Source organism: Demequina sediminicola (genome assembly GCF_000975055.1).
GTDB lineage: Bacteria > Actinomycetota > Actinomycetes > Actinomycetales > Demequinaceae > Demequina > Demequina sediminicola.
The window spans coordinates 207196-222513 of record NZ_BBRB01000001.1 but is presented as its reverse complement, the minus strand read 5'-3'; the positions used below and the strand labels follow the sequence as shown (position 1 = coordinate 222513).

Here is a 15318-nt window from a genome sequence, read left to right as displayed (position 1 = left end):
ATCCTTGAGCGCATGAAGGACTCCGTGGGGTATGTCGTTGTCGCGCTCGCAGGCCTGCTGACGGCGACGGTCGGTGCGGTGGCGTATCGCTCGATCCCACCGTTTGGCGTGGTGCTTGCGATCGTGATGGTTCTGGCTGCCGCGATCTTTGCTCGGACCTGGTTGTCATGGAACGGTCTTGGAGTTTTTGCGGGTTTGTGGGTCGTGGCGACTGCTGTGTGGTCATTGAATGGCCCAGGCAATTCCGTGTTGATTGCTCAGGATGGGCTTGGAGTGGCATGGCTGTTGGGTTCGGTCCTTGCGATCGTGGCTGCGGCTGTAGTGCCCGTGAAACTTTTGGTGGGGGACGATGTCACGGCGTAAGGACGCACAGCTCAGGGAAGTCCAAGCGCAAGTAGAGCGGCGGCGCCGTTCCGCTGCGCATCGCTCACTGCGGTCTAGGGCAGCACGCGGCAAGGGTGGCTTCATCGCCGGGTCGACGGGACCGGACGTCGCTCCAGAAGCGGTGGTGTACGAGCGCACGCCCACGGCGGAACTGGCGACGCCCACGTGGCTTGCCTCGGAAACTCCCACCGCACCACCTCTGCACGATGACAAGGCCGAGCAGGCAGCAACCGATGAGGACGGCGCGACACCGGCCGATGCCGGAGTGGGTCGGGTGAGCTTTGTTGCGGCCGCGGGTGCCGCACACTTGGCACGCTCTCACGCAGGTGAGGACGCATCCGTGCCAGAGCCGGAGGGCCAGGCGGAGGGCCAGGCGGAGGCCGAGAACGTCCCGGAGAGTGACGATGCTCCGACGGAAGTCATTGCACCGGTGCCGGCATCGCCCAACGCTGGTACCCCCGAGGATTCGGAGACTTCCGAACCCGCCGTTGAGCAAACGGCCGTCATGGCCGAGCCCGTGCCTGCTTCCGACAACTCCAGCGCTGTTGAGTCTTCCGCCGCCGAGTCCTCTGCCGTCGAGTCCTCCTCTGCGGCGCATGAGGAACCCGCAGAGGCTGAAGCCGTCACCGAGGAAAGCCCTCAGCGCCGTGGCAAGGGATGGATTGTCGGGATCGCGGCCATCGCACTCCTCGGTGTGGCCTACGTCGGGGGTGCCGCCTTGCTGTCCAACACCGTGCCTCGCGGTACCACCGCACTGGGTGTCGACATCGGCGGTATGTCGACAGGTCAGGCCGTAGGTGCTGTCAACGAGGCCGCAGACGAATTGGTTGCCCAGGACCTGGTGATCTCTGCCGGGGAAGCGACAGCGCAGGTTCCAGCCGGCGACGCTGGTTTGGGTGTTGACGCGCAGTCCACAGTGGAGGCGACGACGGGGTTCACCTGGCGTCTTGACCGCATGTGGAGCCACATTGTGGGCGGGGGTGACCTCGACGTCGTCACCACCGTTGAGGATGACGCCCTGAGCGCTGCGATCGATGGTGTAGCGCGGGAGCTCGACAGTGAACCGGCCGATGCCACGGTGGAGATCGTGGGAACGGTCGCTGTTGCGGAGCCGGGGTCCACCGGTATCGAGGTAGATGCTGACGCCACGGCCGAGATTGTCGTTGACCAATGGCCCGACTCCCTCGATGTTGAAGCTGACGCTGTCGTGATCGAGCCGGCCGTGACAGACGGGACCGCTGAGCTCTTCGCACGGGAAGTGACGGACGTAGCGCTGGCTGGACCCGTCACGCTGGTCTCCGATGCCGGCGAGGTCGCGGTCAGCGCCGAGGATCTTGCCGAGAACGCGTCTGTCGAATCGTCCGGCGGGGCACTCGAACTGGTCATTAATGGTGAGCCCCTGGCCGCCCAGATCGTCAGCGCGCAACCGGAGCTCGAGACGGAGCCCAAGGACGCCAAGGTGTCCTTTGACTCCAGCCAGAAGATTCAAGCCACTGCGGGCGTCGATGGCCAAAGCGTCGATGCGGACAACCTCGGCGAGGCCCTCGTCGAAGCATCGTTCAGTGCCTCACGCTCGGGAGAACTGCCGGTGGTGACCACCGAGCCAGCCGTGCGGTCTGAGGATTTGGGCGTCGAGGACCTCAAGGAAGTCGTCGCCTCATTCGATACGCCGCTCACGAACGAGTATGTCCGAACCCAGAACCTCATTACTGCGGCCGCTGACGTGCAAGGCACCACGCTGCTCCCCGGAGATCAGTTCAACCTTGCGCAAACCTTGGCGCCTATCACGGTAGAAGAGGGGTACGCCGAGGCGCACGTCATCGTGGATGGCATCCTCACGAATGGCATGGGTGGCGGCCTCTCCCAAATGGCGACCACAAGCTACAACGCGGCCTACTTCGCTGGGTTTGAACTCCTGCAGCACCGGCCGCACTCGGTGTGGTTTGAGCGCTATCCGGCAGGACGCGAGTCGACCCTGTGGGGCGAAACCATCAACGTGGTTTTCGAGAACAACACGCCTTATGCCGCCGTGATGAATAGTTACGTGAGCAACGGCAGGCTGTACGTCGAAGTGTGGTCCACGCCGCACTTCGAGGTCGAGACGTTTGCGTCGGACAAAACCAACATTCGTCAGCCTGGCGTCAAGGAAGTCACTGCCGAGGGCTGCGAGTCCAAAAACGCGGGCCACCCCGGCTTCACGATCACGAACACCCGGTCTGTGCTGCTTGACGGCGAGGAAGTAGACCGCAACGTCGATACCTGGACCTATGCACCCGACGACGCGATCAAATGCTTGTCTGAGGAAGACGAAGACGACTAGAAGTCGTTGCCTATTGTTGTGTGCTTTGTCATATCGCACAGCGGTATGATGGCCTAGCCCTGTACCCCGGATGGAGGAGTCAAAGTGACGTACGTCATCGCATTGCCTTGTGTGGATGTCAAGGACAAGGCCTGCATCGACGAGTGTCCCGTTGACTGCATCTACGAGGGTGAACGGTCTCTCTACATTCACCCCGACGAGTGCGTTGACTGTGGCGCCTGCGAGCCCGTTTGCCCCGTTGAGGCGATCTTCTACGAAGATGACACCCCCGACAAGTGGGCAGACTTCTACGACGCCAACGTCGAGTTTTTCTCGGAGATTGGCTCGCCTGGCGGCGCCGCCAAGATGGGTCTCATCGAGCACGATCACGACCTGATCAAGGCGCTTCCGCCGAACCCGAACGGTTGATTCGCGCGCATGGGCCTGAACCCGCGCGCTCTTCCTGACTTTCCCTGGGACAGTCTGGTCCCGTTCCGCGACCGCGCTCGCGCGCACCCGGACGGCGTTGTCGACCTCTCCGTCGGTACTCCAGTCGATCCCACGCCGGAGCACGTTCAAGAGGCGCTGCGTGCTGCCTCTGACGCGCCGGGCTATCCCACGACTCAGGGAACAGAAGACCTGCGTCGGGCCATCGTTGACTGGTTTGCCCGCACCCGCGGTGTGGAGGGTCTGGGGCTTGACGCCGTCATCCCGTCGGTGGGATCCAAGGAGATGGTGGCGTGGTTGCCGGCACTCCTCGGGCTAGGCGACGGCGATGCGGTCGTACATCCAGCATCGGCGTACCCCACATATGCGGTGGGGGCGACGCTCAGTGGTGCGACGCCGATTGCGGCCGACGACCCGGCGCTGTGGGCGCATCGTGACGATGTTCGCTTGGTGTGGGTGAACTCGCCGTCCAACCCCACGGGGGAGGTCCTGTCGAAGGAACAGCTCCGTGCCGTCGTACGCCAGGCGCGCTCCATGGGAGCGATCGTGGCGTCCGACGAGTGCTACGCAGCATTGCCATGGAATGAGCCGTGGATCAATGATGGTGTGCCGTCGGTACTCGACCCTGAGGTCTGCGAAGGGTCCCACGAGGGTCTCCTTGCGCTGTACTCCTTGTCCAAGCAGTCGAATCTGGCCGGATACCGCGCAGCGTTTGTCGCCGGTGACCCGGCCGTCGTCGCAGGACTACTCGAGACCCGCAAGCACGCGGGCATGATTGTCCCGGCCCCCGTCCAAGCGGCCATGGCCGCGGCTTTGCGGGACGACGCGCATGTCTCCGCGCAGCGAGAGGTCTACCGGGCACGCCGTTCTGCCTTGAAGCCTGCGGTGGAAGCAGCAGGTTTCACTGTGGCCGGTTCTGAGGCCGGACTGTACTTGTGGTGTACACGCGGAGAGGATTGCTGGGATACCATCGACTTTCTCGCTGGCCTCGGCATCGTCGCCGCACCGGGGGCGTTCTACGGGGAAGCGAGCAAGCAGTACGTGCGCATCGCACTGACAGCGTCTGACGAACGCATTGCACAGGCTGTCAAACGATTGCAAAAAAGTAGGTAAACTCGCTCCCGAGCGAACGCACACAATGGCGCTGCGGCGCACGGAGGTATCCGAAAGTATGACTCGAGTAGTCGACGCACGTCTCACGGTGGACGGTACGTCCCGTGAACTGCCCATCTCGCGGGCAACTGTTGGCAATGACGGAATCCAGATTCCGACCCTGATGCGCGACACCGGCCTGGTGACCGTGGACCCAGGCTTCACCAACACTGCCTCCTGCGAGAGCGCCATCACTTACATCGATGGCGACGCTGGAGTGCTCAAGTACCGCGGCTACCCGATTGAGCAGCTGGCCGAGAACTCGACGTTCCTCGAGGTTGCCTACCTTCTGATCCACGGCGAACTTCCCACCGAAGACCTCCTCAACGCGTTCAACAACCGCGTAGCACGCCACATGCACGTGCACGAAGGCATCAAGACATTCCTTGGCGCATTCCCCCGAGACGCACACCCCATGGCAGTCCTGTCCGGCGCAATCTCTGCGCTGTCGACGTTCTACCCCGAGTCCGTGGGCACCTCCGAGGAAGAACTTGAGCTCGCAACCGTACTGTTGCTAGCTAAGTCAGCCACGGTCATTGCATACCTGCAGCGTCGCTCCACAGGCGGAGAGCTCATCGAACCTCGCCAGGGCGGCCGCTACGTCGACGAGTTCATGCGCATCGGCTTCTCCGGCGCGGACGGCGAGCTCGACATCGACCCGGTCATGCGCAAGGCACTCGACCTGCTCCTGATCCTGCACGCTGACCATGAGCAGAACTGCTCGACCTCGACGGTTCGCATCGTGGGCTCGTCGCAGGCCAACATCTATGCTTCGATCTCTGCCGGCGTCGGTGCTCTCTCAGGCCCCCTCCACGGAGGCGCCAACGAGGCTGCACTGCGCATGTTCGATCAGATCAAGGAGTCCGGCGACACCGTCGAGACCTTTGTTGCGAAGGTGAAGGACAAGGCCGAGGGCGCACGCCTCATGGGCTTCGGACACCGTGTGTACAAGTCATATGACCCGCGCGGAGCTCAGGTCAAGAAGGTCGCTAACCAGATCCTTGCGGAGCTCGGTGGCAACGATGAGACCTTCCAGATGGCACAGCGCCTCGAAGAGATCGCACTGTCCGACGAGTACTTCATCGAGCGCAAGCTCTACCCGAACGTCGACTTCTACACCGGTCTGCTGTACTCGGCGATGGGCTTCGACAAGGCGATGTTCACCCCGCTGTTCGCACTGGGACGTATGCCCGGCTGGATCGCGCACTACCGTGAGATGTTGAACGACCCACAGACCAAGATCGGCCGTCCGCGCCAGATCTACACGGGCGAGACTGACCGCAACTACACGCCGATCGAGTCCCGCTAACCCCCCCCCCCCCCCACCTTTTCACGCGAAGTGGCTCCATTTCGCTGTTATGACTGCTCATGACAGCAAAATGGAGCCATTTCGCGTATGTTCTGAGTGCTTTCGCGTGTGCTTTTAGCGCCTTCGCATGGGGTCCTTGGAGCTGAGGTGCTACGGCGTCGTGGTGCGGATCGTCACAAACGTTCCGGCCTCGGGCGCCTCTGTCGGCTCCGCGCCGCCCCTGACCCAAGCATCGGCCGTCCCCGTTGACGATGTGACCGCCTCATATGCCGCTACGCTCACTGCCCACTCCTGCAAGGCGTGGTTAGCGTTGGTGTCGCCACTTGTTGCGGTGACGCGCATCACCGTGTCATCGCCGTCGCTGCCCACGACCTCGACCGCATAGGCGTCAGAACCGAAGTCCGCACTGATGCGGTCAGCAAGATCGCGTGCGGTGGTCGTGCCCTCGGGGTCCGGAAGGTCGCAGGTGACGGAACCACCGTTGCCTGTCAGCGCCGAGGCCCACAGACGGCCTTCCTCTTCGTGGTCTGCGTAGGCCAACGGGAAGCCAGAGCGCTGTACCTCTTGAGCCGCGTCGGTGACGTCCATGGTTTCCCAACCATCAACCTTGATGAGGTTCTCGTAGAACTGATCCGTCGCGTAGTAGGGGTCCATGATTTGCTCAACAGACCCCCAACCCTGCGATGGCCGTTGCTGAAACAGCCCAACGCTGTCGCGGTCCCCATAGTCGATGTTGCGCAAACTGGACTCTTGAATGGCTGTGGCCACGGCAATGGTGGCAGCGCGGGCGGGCAGGCCCCAACGCATCGATCCGGCCACGATGAGGCCGATGTTGTTCGCCTGCTCCGCAGTCTTAGTGTCCGTGCGCTCGCCAAGAGTGACGGTGCAGCGCGACGTCGCGAAATGTTGGTCGGCGTACCGGTCCCAGAGTTGGGGAACCCACACGACCGCTGCAATCGTGACCGCAAGAATCAGGGCCCACGCGAATCCGCGTGATCCGCGTGAGCCCTGCCTGCGTGACACGTTAGTTTGCGTGCAATGCTGCGTTGAGTTCGACGCCCTTACCTTCGCGAACGACCGCTTCAACGGCGCCGGTCAGGGAGTTGCGGCGGAACAAGATGCCGTTCTTGCCGGCGAGTTCCTTTGCCTTGACGGTGACGGGCTTACCGCTCTCGTCCGTCTGCCCGGCAAGAATGACCTTGGAACCAGCGGTGACGTAGAGCCCTGCCTCGACGATGCAGTCGTCGCCCAGTGGGATGCCGAGTCCGGAGTTCGCACCGAGGAGGGAGCGTTCGCCAATGGAGATGACTTCCTTGCCACCACCCGAGAGCGTCCCCATAATCGAGGCGCCGCCGCCCACATCGGAGCCATCGCCGACCACGACGCCAGCAGAAATGCGGCCCTCGACCATCGATTGGCCAAGGGTGCCGGCGTTGAAGTTCACGAATCCCTCGTGCATGACGGTGGTGCCTTCGGCCAAGTGCGCACCGAGGCGAACACGGTCTGCGTCTGCGATGCGGACGCCGCTGGGCAGCACGTAGTCGACGAGACGAGGGAACTTGTCGATGCCGTAGACCGCGACGTGCTGGCCGGCGGTGCGCAGACGCAGGCGCGTGTCTTCGAAGCTGTCGATGGCGCATGGGCCCATGGAGGTCCACACCACGTTGGTGAGTGCGCCGAAGACGCCATCGAGGTTGAGGCCGTGGGGCTGCACGAGGCGGTGGGAGATCAGGTGAAGGCGCAGGTACGCGTCTTCTACTGAGGCAGGTGCATCGTCGAGGTCGATCACAGTGCGGACTGCACGGATGGTGACACCGCGCAGCGAGTCCTCGCGTTCTGCGGCAGTGAGTTCCGCGGGAACGCTGTCGCTCGGGGCCTCACCCAATGTGGGGGAGGGGTACCAGGTGTCGAGTGCAACACCGTTCGCGTCGTAAGTGGCCAGTCCGAATCCGTAGGCAGGTCGAGTCATGGGGCAAGCCTAGTTGAGGTGCGGGACCTGCCTTGGCGCGCCGCGAGAGCATCCGGCAGATGTGCGCGGCTACGCTGGCGGTATGGCTGATCTTGACCTCACCGTTCCTGTTGACCAGCTGGCAGCGGATCTGATCGACATCCCTTCGGTATCGGGAGGTGAGCACACCATCGCCGATGCCGTTGAGAGAGCACTCGTGGGGTTGCGTCACCTGAACGTGACTCGTGACGGAGACGCGATGGTCGCGCGGACGGAGTCGGGGGCCGCGGAGCGGGTCATCATTGCGGGCCACTTGGACACTGTGCCGATTAAGGACAACGTGCCGAGCCGTTTTGATGACGACGGTGCGGTGTTGTGGGGTCGCGGCAGCGTCGATATGAAGGCTGGCGTGGCTGTGATGCTGTCGCTTGCTGCGCAGCTGGATGAGCCCGCGCGAGACATCACTTGGGTCTTTTATGACCACGAGGAAGTTGAGGCGACTAAGAACGGCCTGGGCCGTCTGGTGCGCAAGCATCCTGAGTTGTTCCACGCAGATTTCGCTGTGCTGTGTGAGCCTACGTCTGCTGCCATCGAGGGTGGCTGTAACGGCACCATTCGTGCGGAGATCACTGTGCCGGGCAAGGCTGCCCATAGTGCGCGTGCGTGGAAGGGGATCAACGCTATTCATGGGTTGACGCCCGTCTTGAGCGCGCTGTCGGGCTATCGGCCCGCCACGGTGTCCGTTGACGGGCTGGACTACCGTGAGGGGCTCAACGCCGTGGGTGTTCGCGGTGGCATTGCCGGCAACGTCATTCCAGATGCCGCGACGGTGACGGTGAACTATCGGTTTGCGCCGGACAAGTCTCTCCACGAGGCCAAGGCGCATGTTGAGCAGGTCGTCGCCGATGCCCTTCACAGTGAGCACACGGTGGTGTGGACCGATGAGTCTGCCGCGTGCCGGCCTGGTCTTGAGGCGCCTCTTGCTCAGTCGTTCGCAGAGTCTGTGCGCGAGGCTGGTGGAGGCGACCCGCGTGCCAAGGAGGGCTGGACCGATGTGTCCCGCTTTGGCGAGATGGGCATCCCCGCTGTCAATTACGGGCCAGGGAATCCGGAACTTGCGCACGCGGACGACGAGCACTGCTCCGTGAGCGAAATCCATGCGTGCCGGGCGGGTCTGGAGCGTTGGCTCACCGCATAGCGGTGGGGTAACCGCCGTCGTCACCCACACCCCCGCGCTGTCACCAAGCCACATCGAGAAACGGCCTAGCGGCCACAACCGAGGAGGACACCATGAGTGAGTACCGCAAGGGCCCGGTCCTGTTGCGCGGACAGAACATCCCCCAGACATCAACATCGGGACGCCTCCTTGGAGGGCAGGAGCACGCCGATTGGTTGCACGGGGACCCGTGGCGTGTGCTCAGGATTCAGTCGGAGTTTGTGGAGGGTTTCGGGGCGCTCGCTGAGCTTGGTCCCGCGATCTCGGTGTTTGGCTCCGCGCGCACCAAGCACGATGCTCACGACTATCAGCAAGGTGAAACGGTGGGCCGCCGGCTTGTGGAGGAGGGGTTCGCAGTCATTACAGGTGGCGGCCCTGGCGTCATGGAGGCGGCCAACAAAGGCGCACACGATGCCGGGGGAGTCTCCGTGGGGTTGGGAATCGAACTGCCCTTCGAGCAGGGTGTCAACCAGTACGTGAATCTCGGTATCAACTTCCGCTACTTCTTTGTGCGCAAGACGATGTTCGTGAAGTATGCCCAGGGCTTCATCGTGTTGCCTGGCGGCTTTGGAACGATGGACGAACTTTTTGAGTCGCTCACGCTGGTGCAGACCAGGACGATCACGAAGTTCCCTGTGGTCCTCGTTGGTCACAAGTATTGGGATGGCTTGGTGGACTGGCTGCGCGAGTCCGTCGTCGCAGACGGGAAAGCGGCAGCCACTGACCTCGACTTGTTCCACGTGACCGACGACATCGAAGAGGCAATCCGGATTGTGGCGGAGTACTCGCGGGGTGAAGGTACGGGGCCCGAGGCACCGTCGAGCCCACCGCGTGCCGAACCGATGTAGGGGTGCCGGGAGACACGCCCTCAAGAACTTCGACCGGGGTTTTGGGGAATACGCCCGGCATCGTAGAATAGTTCCCAGCGCCGCGCGAAGCGTGGCCACGCGAACTTCCGAGGAGATACACATATGGCTGCGATGAAGCCCCGTACCGGCGACGGCCCCATGGAGGTCGTAAAGGAGGGTCGCGGGTATGTGATGCGAGTGCCGCTTGAAGGCGGTGGACGCCTCGTCGTTGAGGTGAACGCTGACGAGGTTGCGTCGCTACGCGATGCACTCGCAGGCGCCTTGCAGTAACGCTTAATTCAATACCTTCGCGACGGCCGCGCTCCATTGGGGGCGCGGCCGTTGTCATATCCAATGGTCGGCGACCTTCGCTCCCGACGGCACTGCGATCTCGTCAACCCCGATGGCGGTGCCTACCCCGCAATTGCCCGTGAGTGGCCTAGGCGTTGCGGATGGCCACGAGCAGGCCGTCCCCAGATGGCAACAGGACTGTCGTGAGTGATTCGTTTTCGCGGATGTGCTTCAAGGTGGTGCGGATCGCGGTGGTTTCCTGGTCGCGTTGCGCGGGGTCGGGAACGCGACCGTGCCACAGGGAGTTGTCGATCGCGATCATTCCGCCGATGCGCACGAGCCTGAGCGCCTGTTCGAGGTACTGGGGGTATTCGACCTTGCGAGCATCGATCAAGACAAGGTCATAGCCGCCGTCGGTGAGGCGTGGGAGGACGTCGAGTGCACGTCCAGTGATCATGCGGGCTCGCTCAGGAGTGAAGCCCGCTGCCGCAAGGGTCTTGCGCGCGGCTTTGTGGTGTTCGGGCTCGACATCGATGGTGGTGACAACGCCACCCTGGGTCATACCCCTGAGGAGGTAGACGAGTGACACGCCTGCTCCGGTGCCGATTTCGACAGCCGAGCGGGTGCCAGAAGCTTGGGTGAGGAGCTGAAGCGCTTGCCCTGCGCCGGGCAGAACGGGAATGCACCCGAGCTCGTCGGCGATGTCTCGTGCCGTGAGCAATACCCGGTCCTCCGGCAGGAAGTCCTCGCTGTATGCCCAGTTTGCGGCCTCTGTACTCATGGCAGCCTCCTTCAACCCTTGCATCGTAGTCCGGTGCGAGGGACGTTTGTCTCAGCAAACTCCCAGGATTGCGTGGGAACATGAAGTTATTGGTATCCGTTGGACGTGGTGTGGAGGAAGGTAACTGAGATGACTCAGACACAAAGTGTGACTCAATCACAAAGTGAGAGCCTTACTTCCGCGACCCCGACGCTCCCACCAGAATTGACGTGGGAACGCATCGTCGAGGACCACTCTGGCCGGGTATACCGATTGGCCTATCACCTCACAGGAAATCAGCACGATGCTGAGGACCTGACGCAGGATGTTTTCATCCGCGTCTTCAACTCGTTGTCCCAGTTCAAGCCGGGAACGTTTGAGGGATGGCTTCACCGCATTACGACCAATTTGTTCCTTGACCGCATGCGTCGCAAAAAGCGCATCCGCTTCGACTTCATGGCCGAAGATGATGTTGCCGTTGCCACGTCGGACAGTTTCGATCGCCACGAGCGTTCGGGACAGCCCGAGGACGCCTTTGACATGTCCCATCTAGGCGATGACATCATCGCCGCCTTGGCAGACCTTCCCCCTGAGTACCGCGCTGCAGTAGTGCTGAGCGATATTGAAGGTCTGTCGTATGAGGAAATTGCTGCCACCCTTGGCATCAAGATGGGAACTGTCCGGTCTCGACTGTCTCGCGCCCGCGCGAAGCTCCGTGGGTCGTTGGCCCACCGTGCGCCGGTGCGAGGTGGCGTGTGAGTGATAAGCACCTAGGCGATTCGGTCCACGACCTTCTTGACAACCGTTTGAGTCGAGAAGCGACCACTGACGCCATGGCTCACCTGGAGTCGTGCGAGGACTGCCGCACCCGCTGGGAAGAGTTGCGAGACGCTCGCGAGGCGTTGAAGACGGCCGATGCTGGCATTGACATGCGCTTCACTCAACAGTTGTTGGATCGGCAACGCATGGCAGAGATCGCGCAGCACGAGAGTAAAGCTCAGGTCCGCGCCGCTGCGGGCCAGGGACAACGGCCGATGCTGGTGATGATGTTGGTCTTCATGCTCGTCTCGTCGGGGGTAGTGGCGTGCTACGCCGCTGGTGCACCGCATGAAGTAGAACTAGCGTTCGCAGATGGAGCCGAGTCTGGCACCGCCGACGGCGGGGTCTCTTTTATCTCGTCGAGTTCCATGCGTACAGGTGATTCGCTTGCGGCCTGGGCACACCCCGACTGGGAAGAGGCCGACTTGGTCCCCATCGAGGCACGTGTACTGAAGCGGGCCGACGGCAGCAACATTTTGGCCGCACAGGTGCTGGCAGGCTCGGATCTCATCGTCGTGACGGAGCAGCACGGGTCACTCGACGGGTCTATTGAGGATCTTCCCAGCGTGCAGTTGGGCAAGGCCACTGCGTACCAGGTGGGTGAGAACCCACTCCACTACATCTGGCAGACCGGCGATATCGTCATCTCTGCGGCATGTGAATGTAGTCGTTCTACCCTCGAGGCAGCCGCTTCGAGTTTTCCTTCCGCTGAACCCCCTGGATTCTTTGCGCGACTTGGACAAGGCGCGCAGCGCATTGCGGCAACCGTCGCAGGGGACTGACCTCAAGGAGCATCATGTCTGACAACCCATTCGCCTCCCCGAGCGACCCTGAGGGAAAGCGTCCTGATGTGAACGCGGACCACGATTCTGCCGAGTCGACAACGCCGCCAAGCGCAGCGTCGCCCGTTGCCGATGCGGTGCCGCCTACGCCTCCCACCGGCGCGCCGGCTGGGCCGCAGTACGACACCGAGAAGCTTGAGTACCCCATCCAGCAGCAGCCCGCGCCTCAGCAGCAGGCTGCGGCTGAGCGGCCAACCGCCACGCCCTATGGCGCCGCTCACCAGGTCCCCGCACAGTCGGCTATGGCCCCTCACGACCCCGCAGCAGTGCGGCCCGACGGAACGTTCTCGACCGCTGCGCCAGCGTATGACGGTGCCGCATACGGCACGCCCCCGTCAGACCCAGCAGCTGGCGCCAAGCCTGCGAAGGAGAAGCGCGGAAAAGTCGGTAAGGGTGCCGTCGCCGGCATCACCGCCGGAGCACTGCTCTTGGGCCTAGGTGGCGGGGTGTTGGGCTCGTGGGCGTGGGATGAGTACGGCGATGGGGCCGAGGCCACCATCGCTACTGCAACTTCCGAGCCGGTTGATCGTCCTGAGGGATCGGTTGCGGCAGTGGCTGCTGAAGTGATGCCGTCGACGGTGTCTATCGAGGCAAGCATCAGTTCGGTGGGTGGGTCCACAGGTTCAGGGTTCGTCATTCGTGAAGACGGCTACATCATGACGAACAACCACGTCGTGGAAGGGGCCGATGACATCACGGTGATCTTCTCGGATGGATCGGAGTATCCCGCAGATCTGGTGGGTGCCACGAGCGACTACGACCTTGCGGTGCTTCAGGTTGACCTCGAAGGCCTCACTCCTCTCGCCTTCGCGGACTCGGATGAGGTCGTCGTCGGTGACGACGCTATCGCCGTGGGGTCTCCGCTGGGTCTGCAGGCCACGGTAACCACGGGAATCGTCTCTGCCATGCACCGACCGGTGACTGCCGGAGACAATACGGATGGGTTCGCGTTCATCGACGCGATTCAAACCGATGCCGCAATCAACCCTGGAAACTCTGGTGGCCCGCTGCTGAATGCCAACGGCGAGGTCATCGGTGTGAACTCGGCGATTGCCACGCTCTCCGACAGTGTTGACAGCACGGGTTCCATCGGTCTGGGTTTCGCCATTCCGTCCAACCAGGCGGAGCGGACTGCCAACGAGCTGATCGAAACTGGCGAGGCTACCTATCCGCTCATCGGCGTCCAGCTTGACCGTCGCTATGTAGGCGAGGGCGTCAAGGTCGTGGACGATGCGGAGGGTGTGACCCCGGGCCTGCCAGCAGCGGAAGCTGGCATCGAACCTGGAGACGTCATCACGGCAATCGACGGGCGTCCCATCACTCAGGTCGATGAACTCGTGGTGGCAATCCGTGCACAGTCACCCGGCGACGACGTCGTCCTCACTGTGCTCCGCGATGGCGAGCAAGAGGACATCACGGTGACCTTGGCTTCCTCCGCGACGCTCGACGCTCAGCAGGGGTAGGCACTGCGCAGTTGGGATAAGGCGGCACAATAGAACTGTGTTGGGCATCAATGGAGGAGAACTCCTCATCATTGTGCTGGTCGCGATTCTCGTGATCGGCCCCGAGCGTATGCCCGAATACGCCCGTCAGTTCCGTGAGTGGATTGTGCGTGGGCGCGACATGGTCAACGAGGGCAAGGAGTCGCTGAAGTCTGAGGTCGGAGACGACGTGGACTGGAAGCAGCTCGACCCTCGCCAGTACGACCCGCGCAGGATCGTGAAGGAAGCGCTAGCGGAACCCCCGGCCGCTTCACGCTCCGCGACGGCGGCGGCCTCGGGCACTGCCACCACCGCGGCGGCGTCTAGCGCGCTGTCGAGTGCTGCTGTTGCGGAAGGTGCCGTTTCAGGCGGCGCGACGTCAGGTGGCGCGGCGTCGCACGGGCCTCCGACAGGTCCCGCCGAGACTGCCGTAGCTCCGTTCGACGACGAGGCGACCTAGGCACCAGCGGTTTCGCCACGTTGGGTGCGTGCGCAATAATGGCGCGCATGAAGCCTCGCGTGTTTTCGGCCATGCAGCCGACGTCTGATTCCCTCCAGCTCGGCAACTATTTGGGTGCACTGGTGGAGTGGGTCAAGCTTCAGGACACGCATGACGCGATCTACGGCGTGGTTGACCTGCACGCGTTGACTGTTGCGCCTGACCCCGCTGTACTTCGAGAACGCACACGCCGCACGGCCGCGCAGTTCCTCGCTGCGGGAGTCGACCCCGAGCGCTCCACGGTGTTTGTGCAGTCGCATGTGGCTGAGCACACTCAACTTGCGTGGTTGCTGTCGACGTTCACTGGCATGGGCGAGGCCGGCCGCATGACGCAGTTCAAGGACAAGTCGGCAAAGGTGGGGGAGTCCGGTACTAACGTCGGGCTGTTCACCTATCCAGTGCTGATGGCCGCTGACATTCTCCTTTACGACACCAATGTGGTGCCCGTGGGTGAAGATCAGCGTCAACACCTTGAACTCTCCCGAGACCTCGCAGAGCGTCTGAACACCCGGCTCGGAGATGGCTCCGTCGTGGTCCCTGAACCGCACATCGTCAAGGAGACTGCGAAGATCTATGACCTCCAGGATCCGACGAGGAAGATGTCCAAGTCTTTCTCAAGCCCGAAGGGTTTGATCGAGATCCTCGATGACCCCAAGAAGGTCGCGAAGAACATCAAGTCAGCTGCGACGGATTCCGGCACGGTGGTGTCGTTCGACCGGGAAGAGAAGCCCGGCGTATCGAACCTTCTGACAATCTATTCGGCGCTCACCGGGCGAACGGTCGAGGACATCGTCGCCGAATACGAAGGCAAAATGTATGGCCACCTCAAGGTCGACCTCGCCGATGTCGTGGTGGAGTATCTGACGCCTGTCCACGAGCGTGCAATGGACTGGATCGAGTCACCTGACAAGTTGGACGGGGTGCTCGCGGACGGTGCCAGCAAGGCCCGCGGCATGGCCCGTCCCACGCTTGAACGTCTCTACGACCGCGTAGGCCTCATCGCACCACAACTGCAGGGGTAGC

At 62.6% G+C, this 15318-nt stretch carries 16 protein-coding genes; 13 read left to right on the top strand and 3 right to left on the bottom strand.

Annotated features, from left to right (window positions below):
* The first annotated feature begins 12 nt into the window (after positions 1 to 12).
* The 5 genes from AOP79_RS01080 to AOP79_RS01060 all read left to right on the top strand — a co-directional run bounded on the left by AOP79_RS01080 (position 13) and on the right by AOP79_RS01060 (position 5591).
* Entirely contained in the window at positions 13 to 363 is a 351-nt protein-coding gene (locus AOP79_RS01080) for a hypothetical protein (protein WP_062069611.1), read from the top strand.
* Positions 350 to 2704: a VanW family protein gene (locus AOP79_RS01075; protein ID WP_062069609.1), complete on the top strand. Its 2355-nt coding sequence runs from the start codon at positions 350 to 352 to the stop codon at positions 2702 to 2704. The genes AOP79_RS01080 and AOP79_RS01075 overlap by 14 nt, the downstream gene beginning before the upstream one ends.
* A gap of 84 nt (positions 2705 to 2788) precedes the next feature.
* Positions 2789 to 3112 carry a ferredoxin gene (gene fdxA / locus AOP79_RS01070; RefSeq protein ID WP_062069607.1) on the top strand — a complete coding sequence of 108 codons (324 nt, stop codon included), beginning with the start codon at positions 2789 to 2791 and terminating at the stop codon, positions 3110 to 3112.
* 9 nt (positions 3113 to 3121) lie between these two features.
* Complete coding sequence (dapC, locus tag AOP79_RS01065; RefSeq protein ID WP_062069605.1) at positions 3122 to 4243, top strand: succinyldiaminopimelate transaminase; 1122 nt, start codon at positions 3122 to 3124, stop codon at positions 4241 to 4243.
* 58 nt (positions 4244 to 4301) lie between these two features.
* Complete coding sequence (locus AOP79_RS01060; RefSeq protein ID WP_062069603.1) at positions 4302 to 5591, top strand: citrate synthase; 1290 nt, start codon at positions 4302 to 4304, stop codon at positions 5589 to 5591.
* Positions 5592 to 5741: 150 nt separating this feature from the next.
* Here AOP79_RS01060 and AOP79_RS11910 read toward each other — a convergent pair whose 3' ends face one another.
* A complete protein-coding gene (locus tag AOP79_RS11910; RefSeq protein ID WP_062069601.1) occupies positions 5742 to 6614 on the bottom strand; it encodes a hypothetical protein in 873 nt (290 codons plus the stop codon).
* A gap of 1 nt (position 6615) precedes the next feature.
* Complete coding sequence (gene dapD / locus AOP79_RS01050; protein WP_062069599.1) at positions 6616 to 7560, bottom strand: 2,3,4,5-tetrahydropyridine-2,6-dicarboxylate N-succinyltransferase; 945 nt, start codon at positions 7558 to 7560, stop codon at positions 6616 to 6618.
* An 82-nt stretch (positions 7561 to 7642) separates the two neighbouring features.
* Here dapD and dapE point away from each other — a divergent pair, with 82 nt between their 5' ends.
* From dapE to AOP79_RS11490, 3 genes are all read left to right on the top strand, one after another.
* Positions 7643 to 8737 (top strand): succinyl-diaminopimelate desuccinylase, encoded by a 1095-nt coding sequence (gene dapE, locus AOP79_RS01045; protein ID WP_062069597.1) that lies wholly within the window; start codon positions 7643 to 7645, stop codon positions 8735 to 8737.
* A 92-nt stretch (positions 8738 to 8829) separates the two neighbouring features.
* Complete coding sequence (locus AOP79_RS01040; protein ID WP_062069595.1) at positions 8830 to 9603, top strand: LOG family protein; 774 nt, start codon at positions 8830 to 8832, stop codon at positions 9601 to 9603.
* 123 nt (positions 9604 to 9726) lie between these two features.
* Positions 9727 to 9894, top strand: a complete 168-nt coding sequence (locus AOP79_RS11490; RefSeq protein WP_082093256.1) for a DUF3117 domain-containing protein — start codon at positions 9727 to 9729, stop codon at positions 9892 to 9894.
* Positions 9895 to 10042: 148 nt separating this feature from the next.
* On the opposite strand, the gene AOP79_RS01035 is transcribed toward AOP79_RS11490, so the two are convergent.
* Positions 10043 to 10675 (bottom strand): O-methyltransferase, encoded by a 633-nt coding sequence (locus tag AOP79_RS01035; protein ID WP_062069593.1) that lies wholly within the window; start codon positions 10673 to 10675, stop codon positions 10043 to 10045.
* 129 nt (positions 10676 to 10804) lie between these two features.
* On the opposite strand from AOP79_RS01035, the gene sigE reads away from it, so the two are divergent.
* Genes sigE through trpS form a run of 5 tightly spaced genes read left to right on the top strand, consistent with a single transcriptional unit; the run spans position 10805 to position 15317 of the window.
* Complete coding sequence (gene sigE / locus AOP79_RS01030; protein WP_082093255.1) at positions 10805 to 11413, top strand: RNA polymerase sigma factor SigE; 609 nt, start codon at positions 10805 to 10807, stop codon at positions 11411 to 11413.
* Entirely contained in the window at positions 11410 to 12255 is an 846-nt protein-coding gene (locus AOP79_RS01025) for an anti-sigma factor family protein (protein WP_062069591.1), read from the top strand. Before sigE ends, AOP79_RS01025 begins: the two co-directional genes overlap by 4 nt.
* Positions 12256 to 12269: 14 nt before the next feature.
* Positions 12270 to 13778, top strand: a complete 1509-nt coding sequence (locus tag AOP79_RS01020; protein ID WP_062069588.1) for a S1C family serine protease — start codon at positions 12270 to 12272, stop codon at positions 13776 to 13778.
* A 37-nt stretch (positions 13779 to 13815) separates the two neighbouring features.
* Positions 13816 to 14256, top strand: coding sequence for a twin-arginine translocase TatA/TatE family subunit (locus AOP79_RS01015; RefSeq protein WP_082093254.1), 441 nt, complete (start codon positions 13816 to 13818; stop codon positions 14254 to 14256).
* A 38-nt stretch (positions 14257 to 14294) separates the two neighbouring features.
* Positions 14295 to 15317, top strand: a complete 1023-nt coding sequence (trpS, locus tag AOP79_RS01010; RefSeq protein ID WP_062069586.1) for a tryptophan--tRNA ligase — start codon at positions 14295 to 14297, stop codon at positions 15315 to 15317.
* The last annotated feature ends 1 nt before the right edge of the window (position 15318 follow it).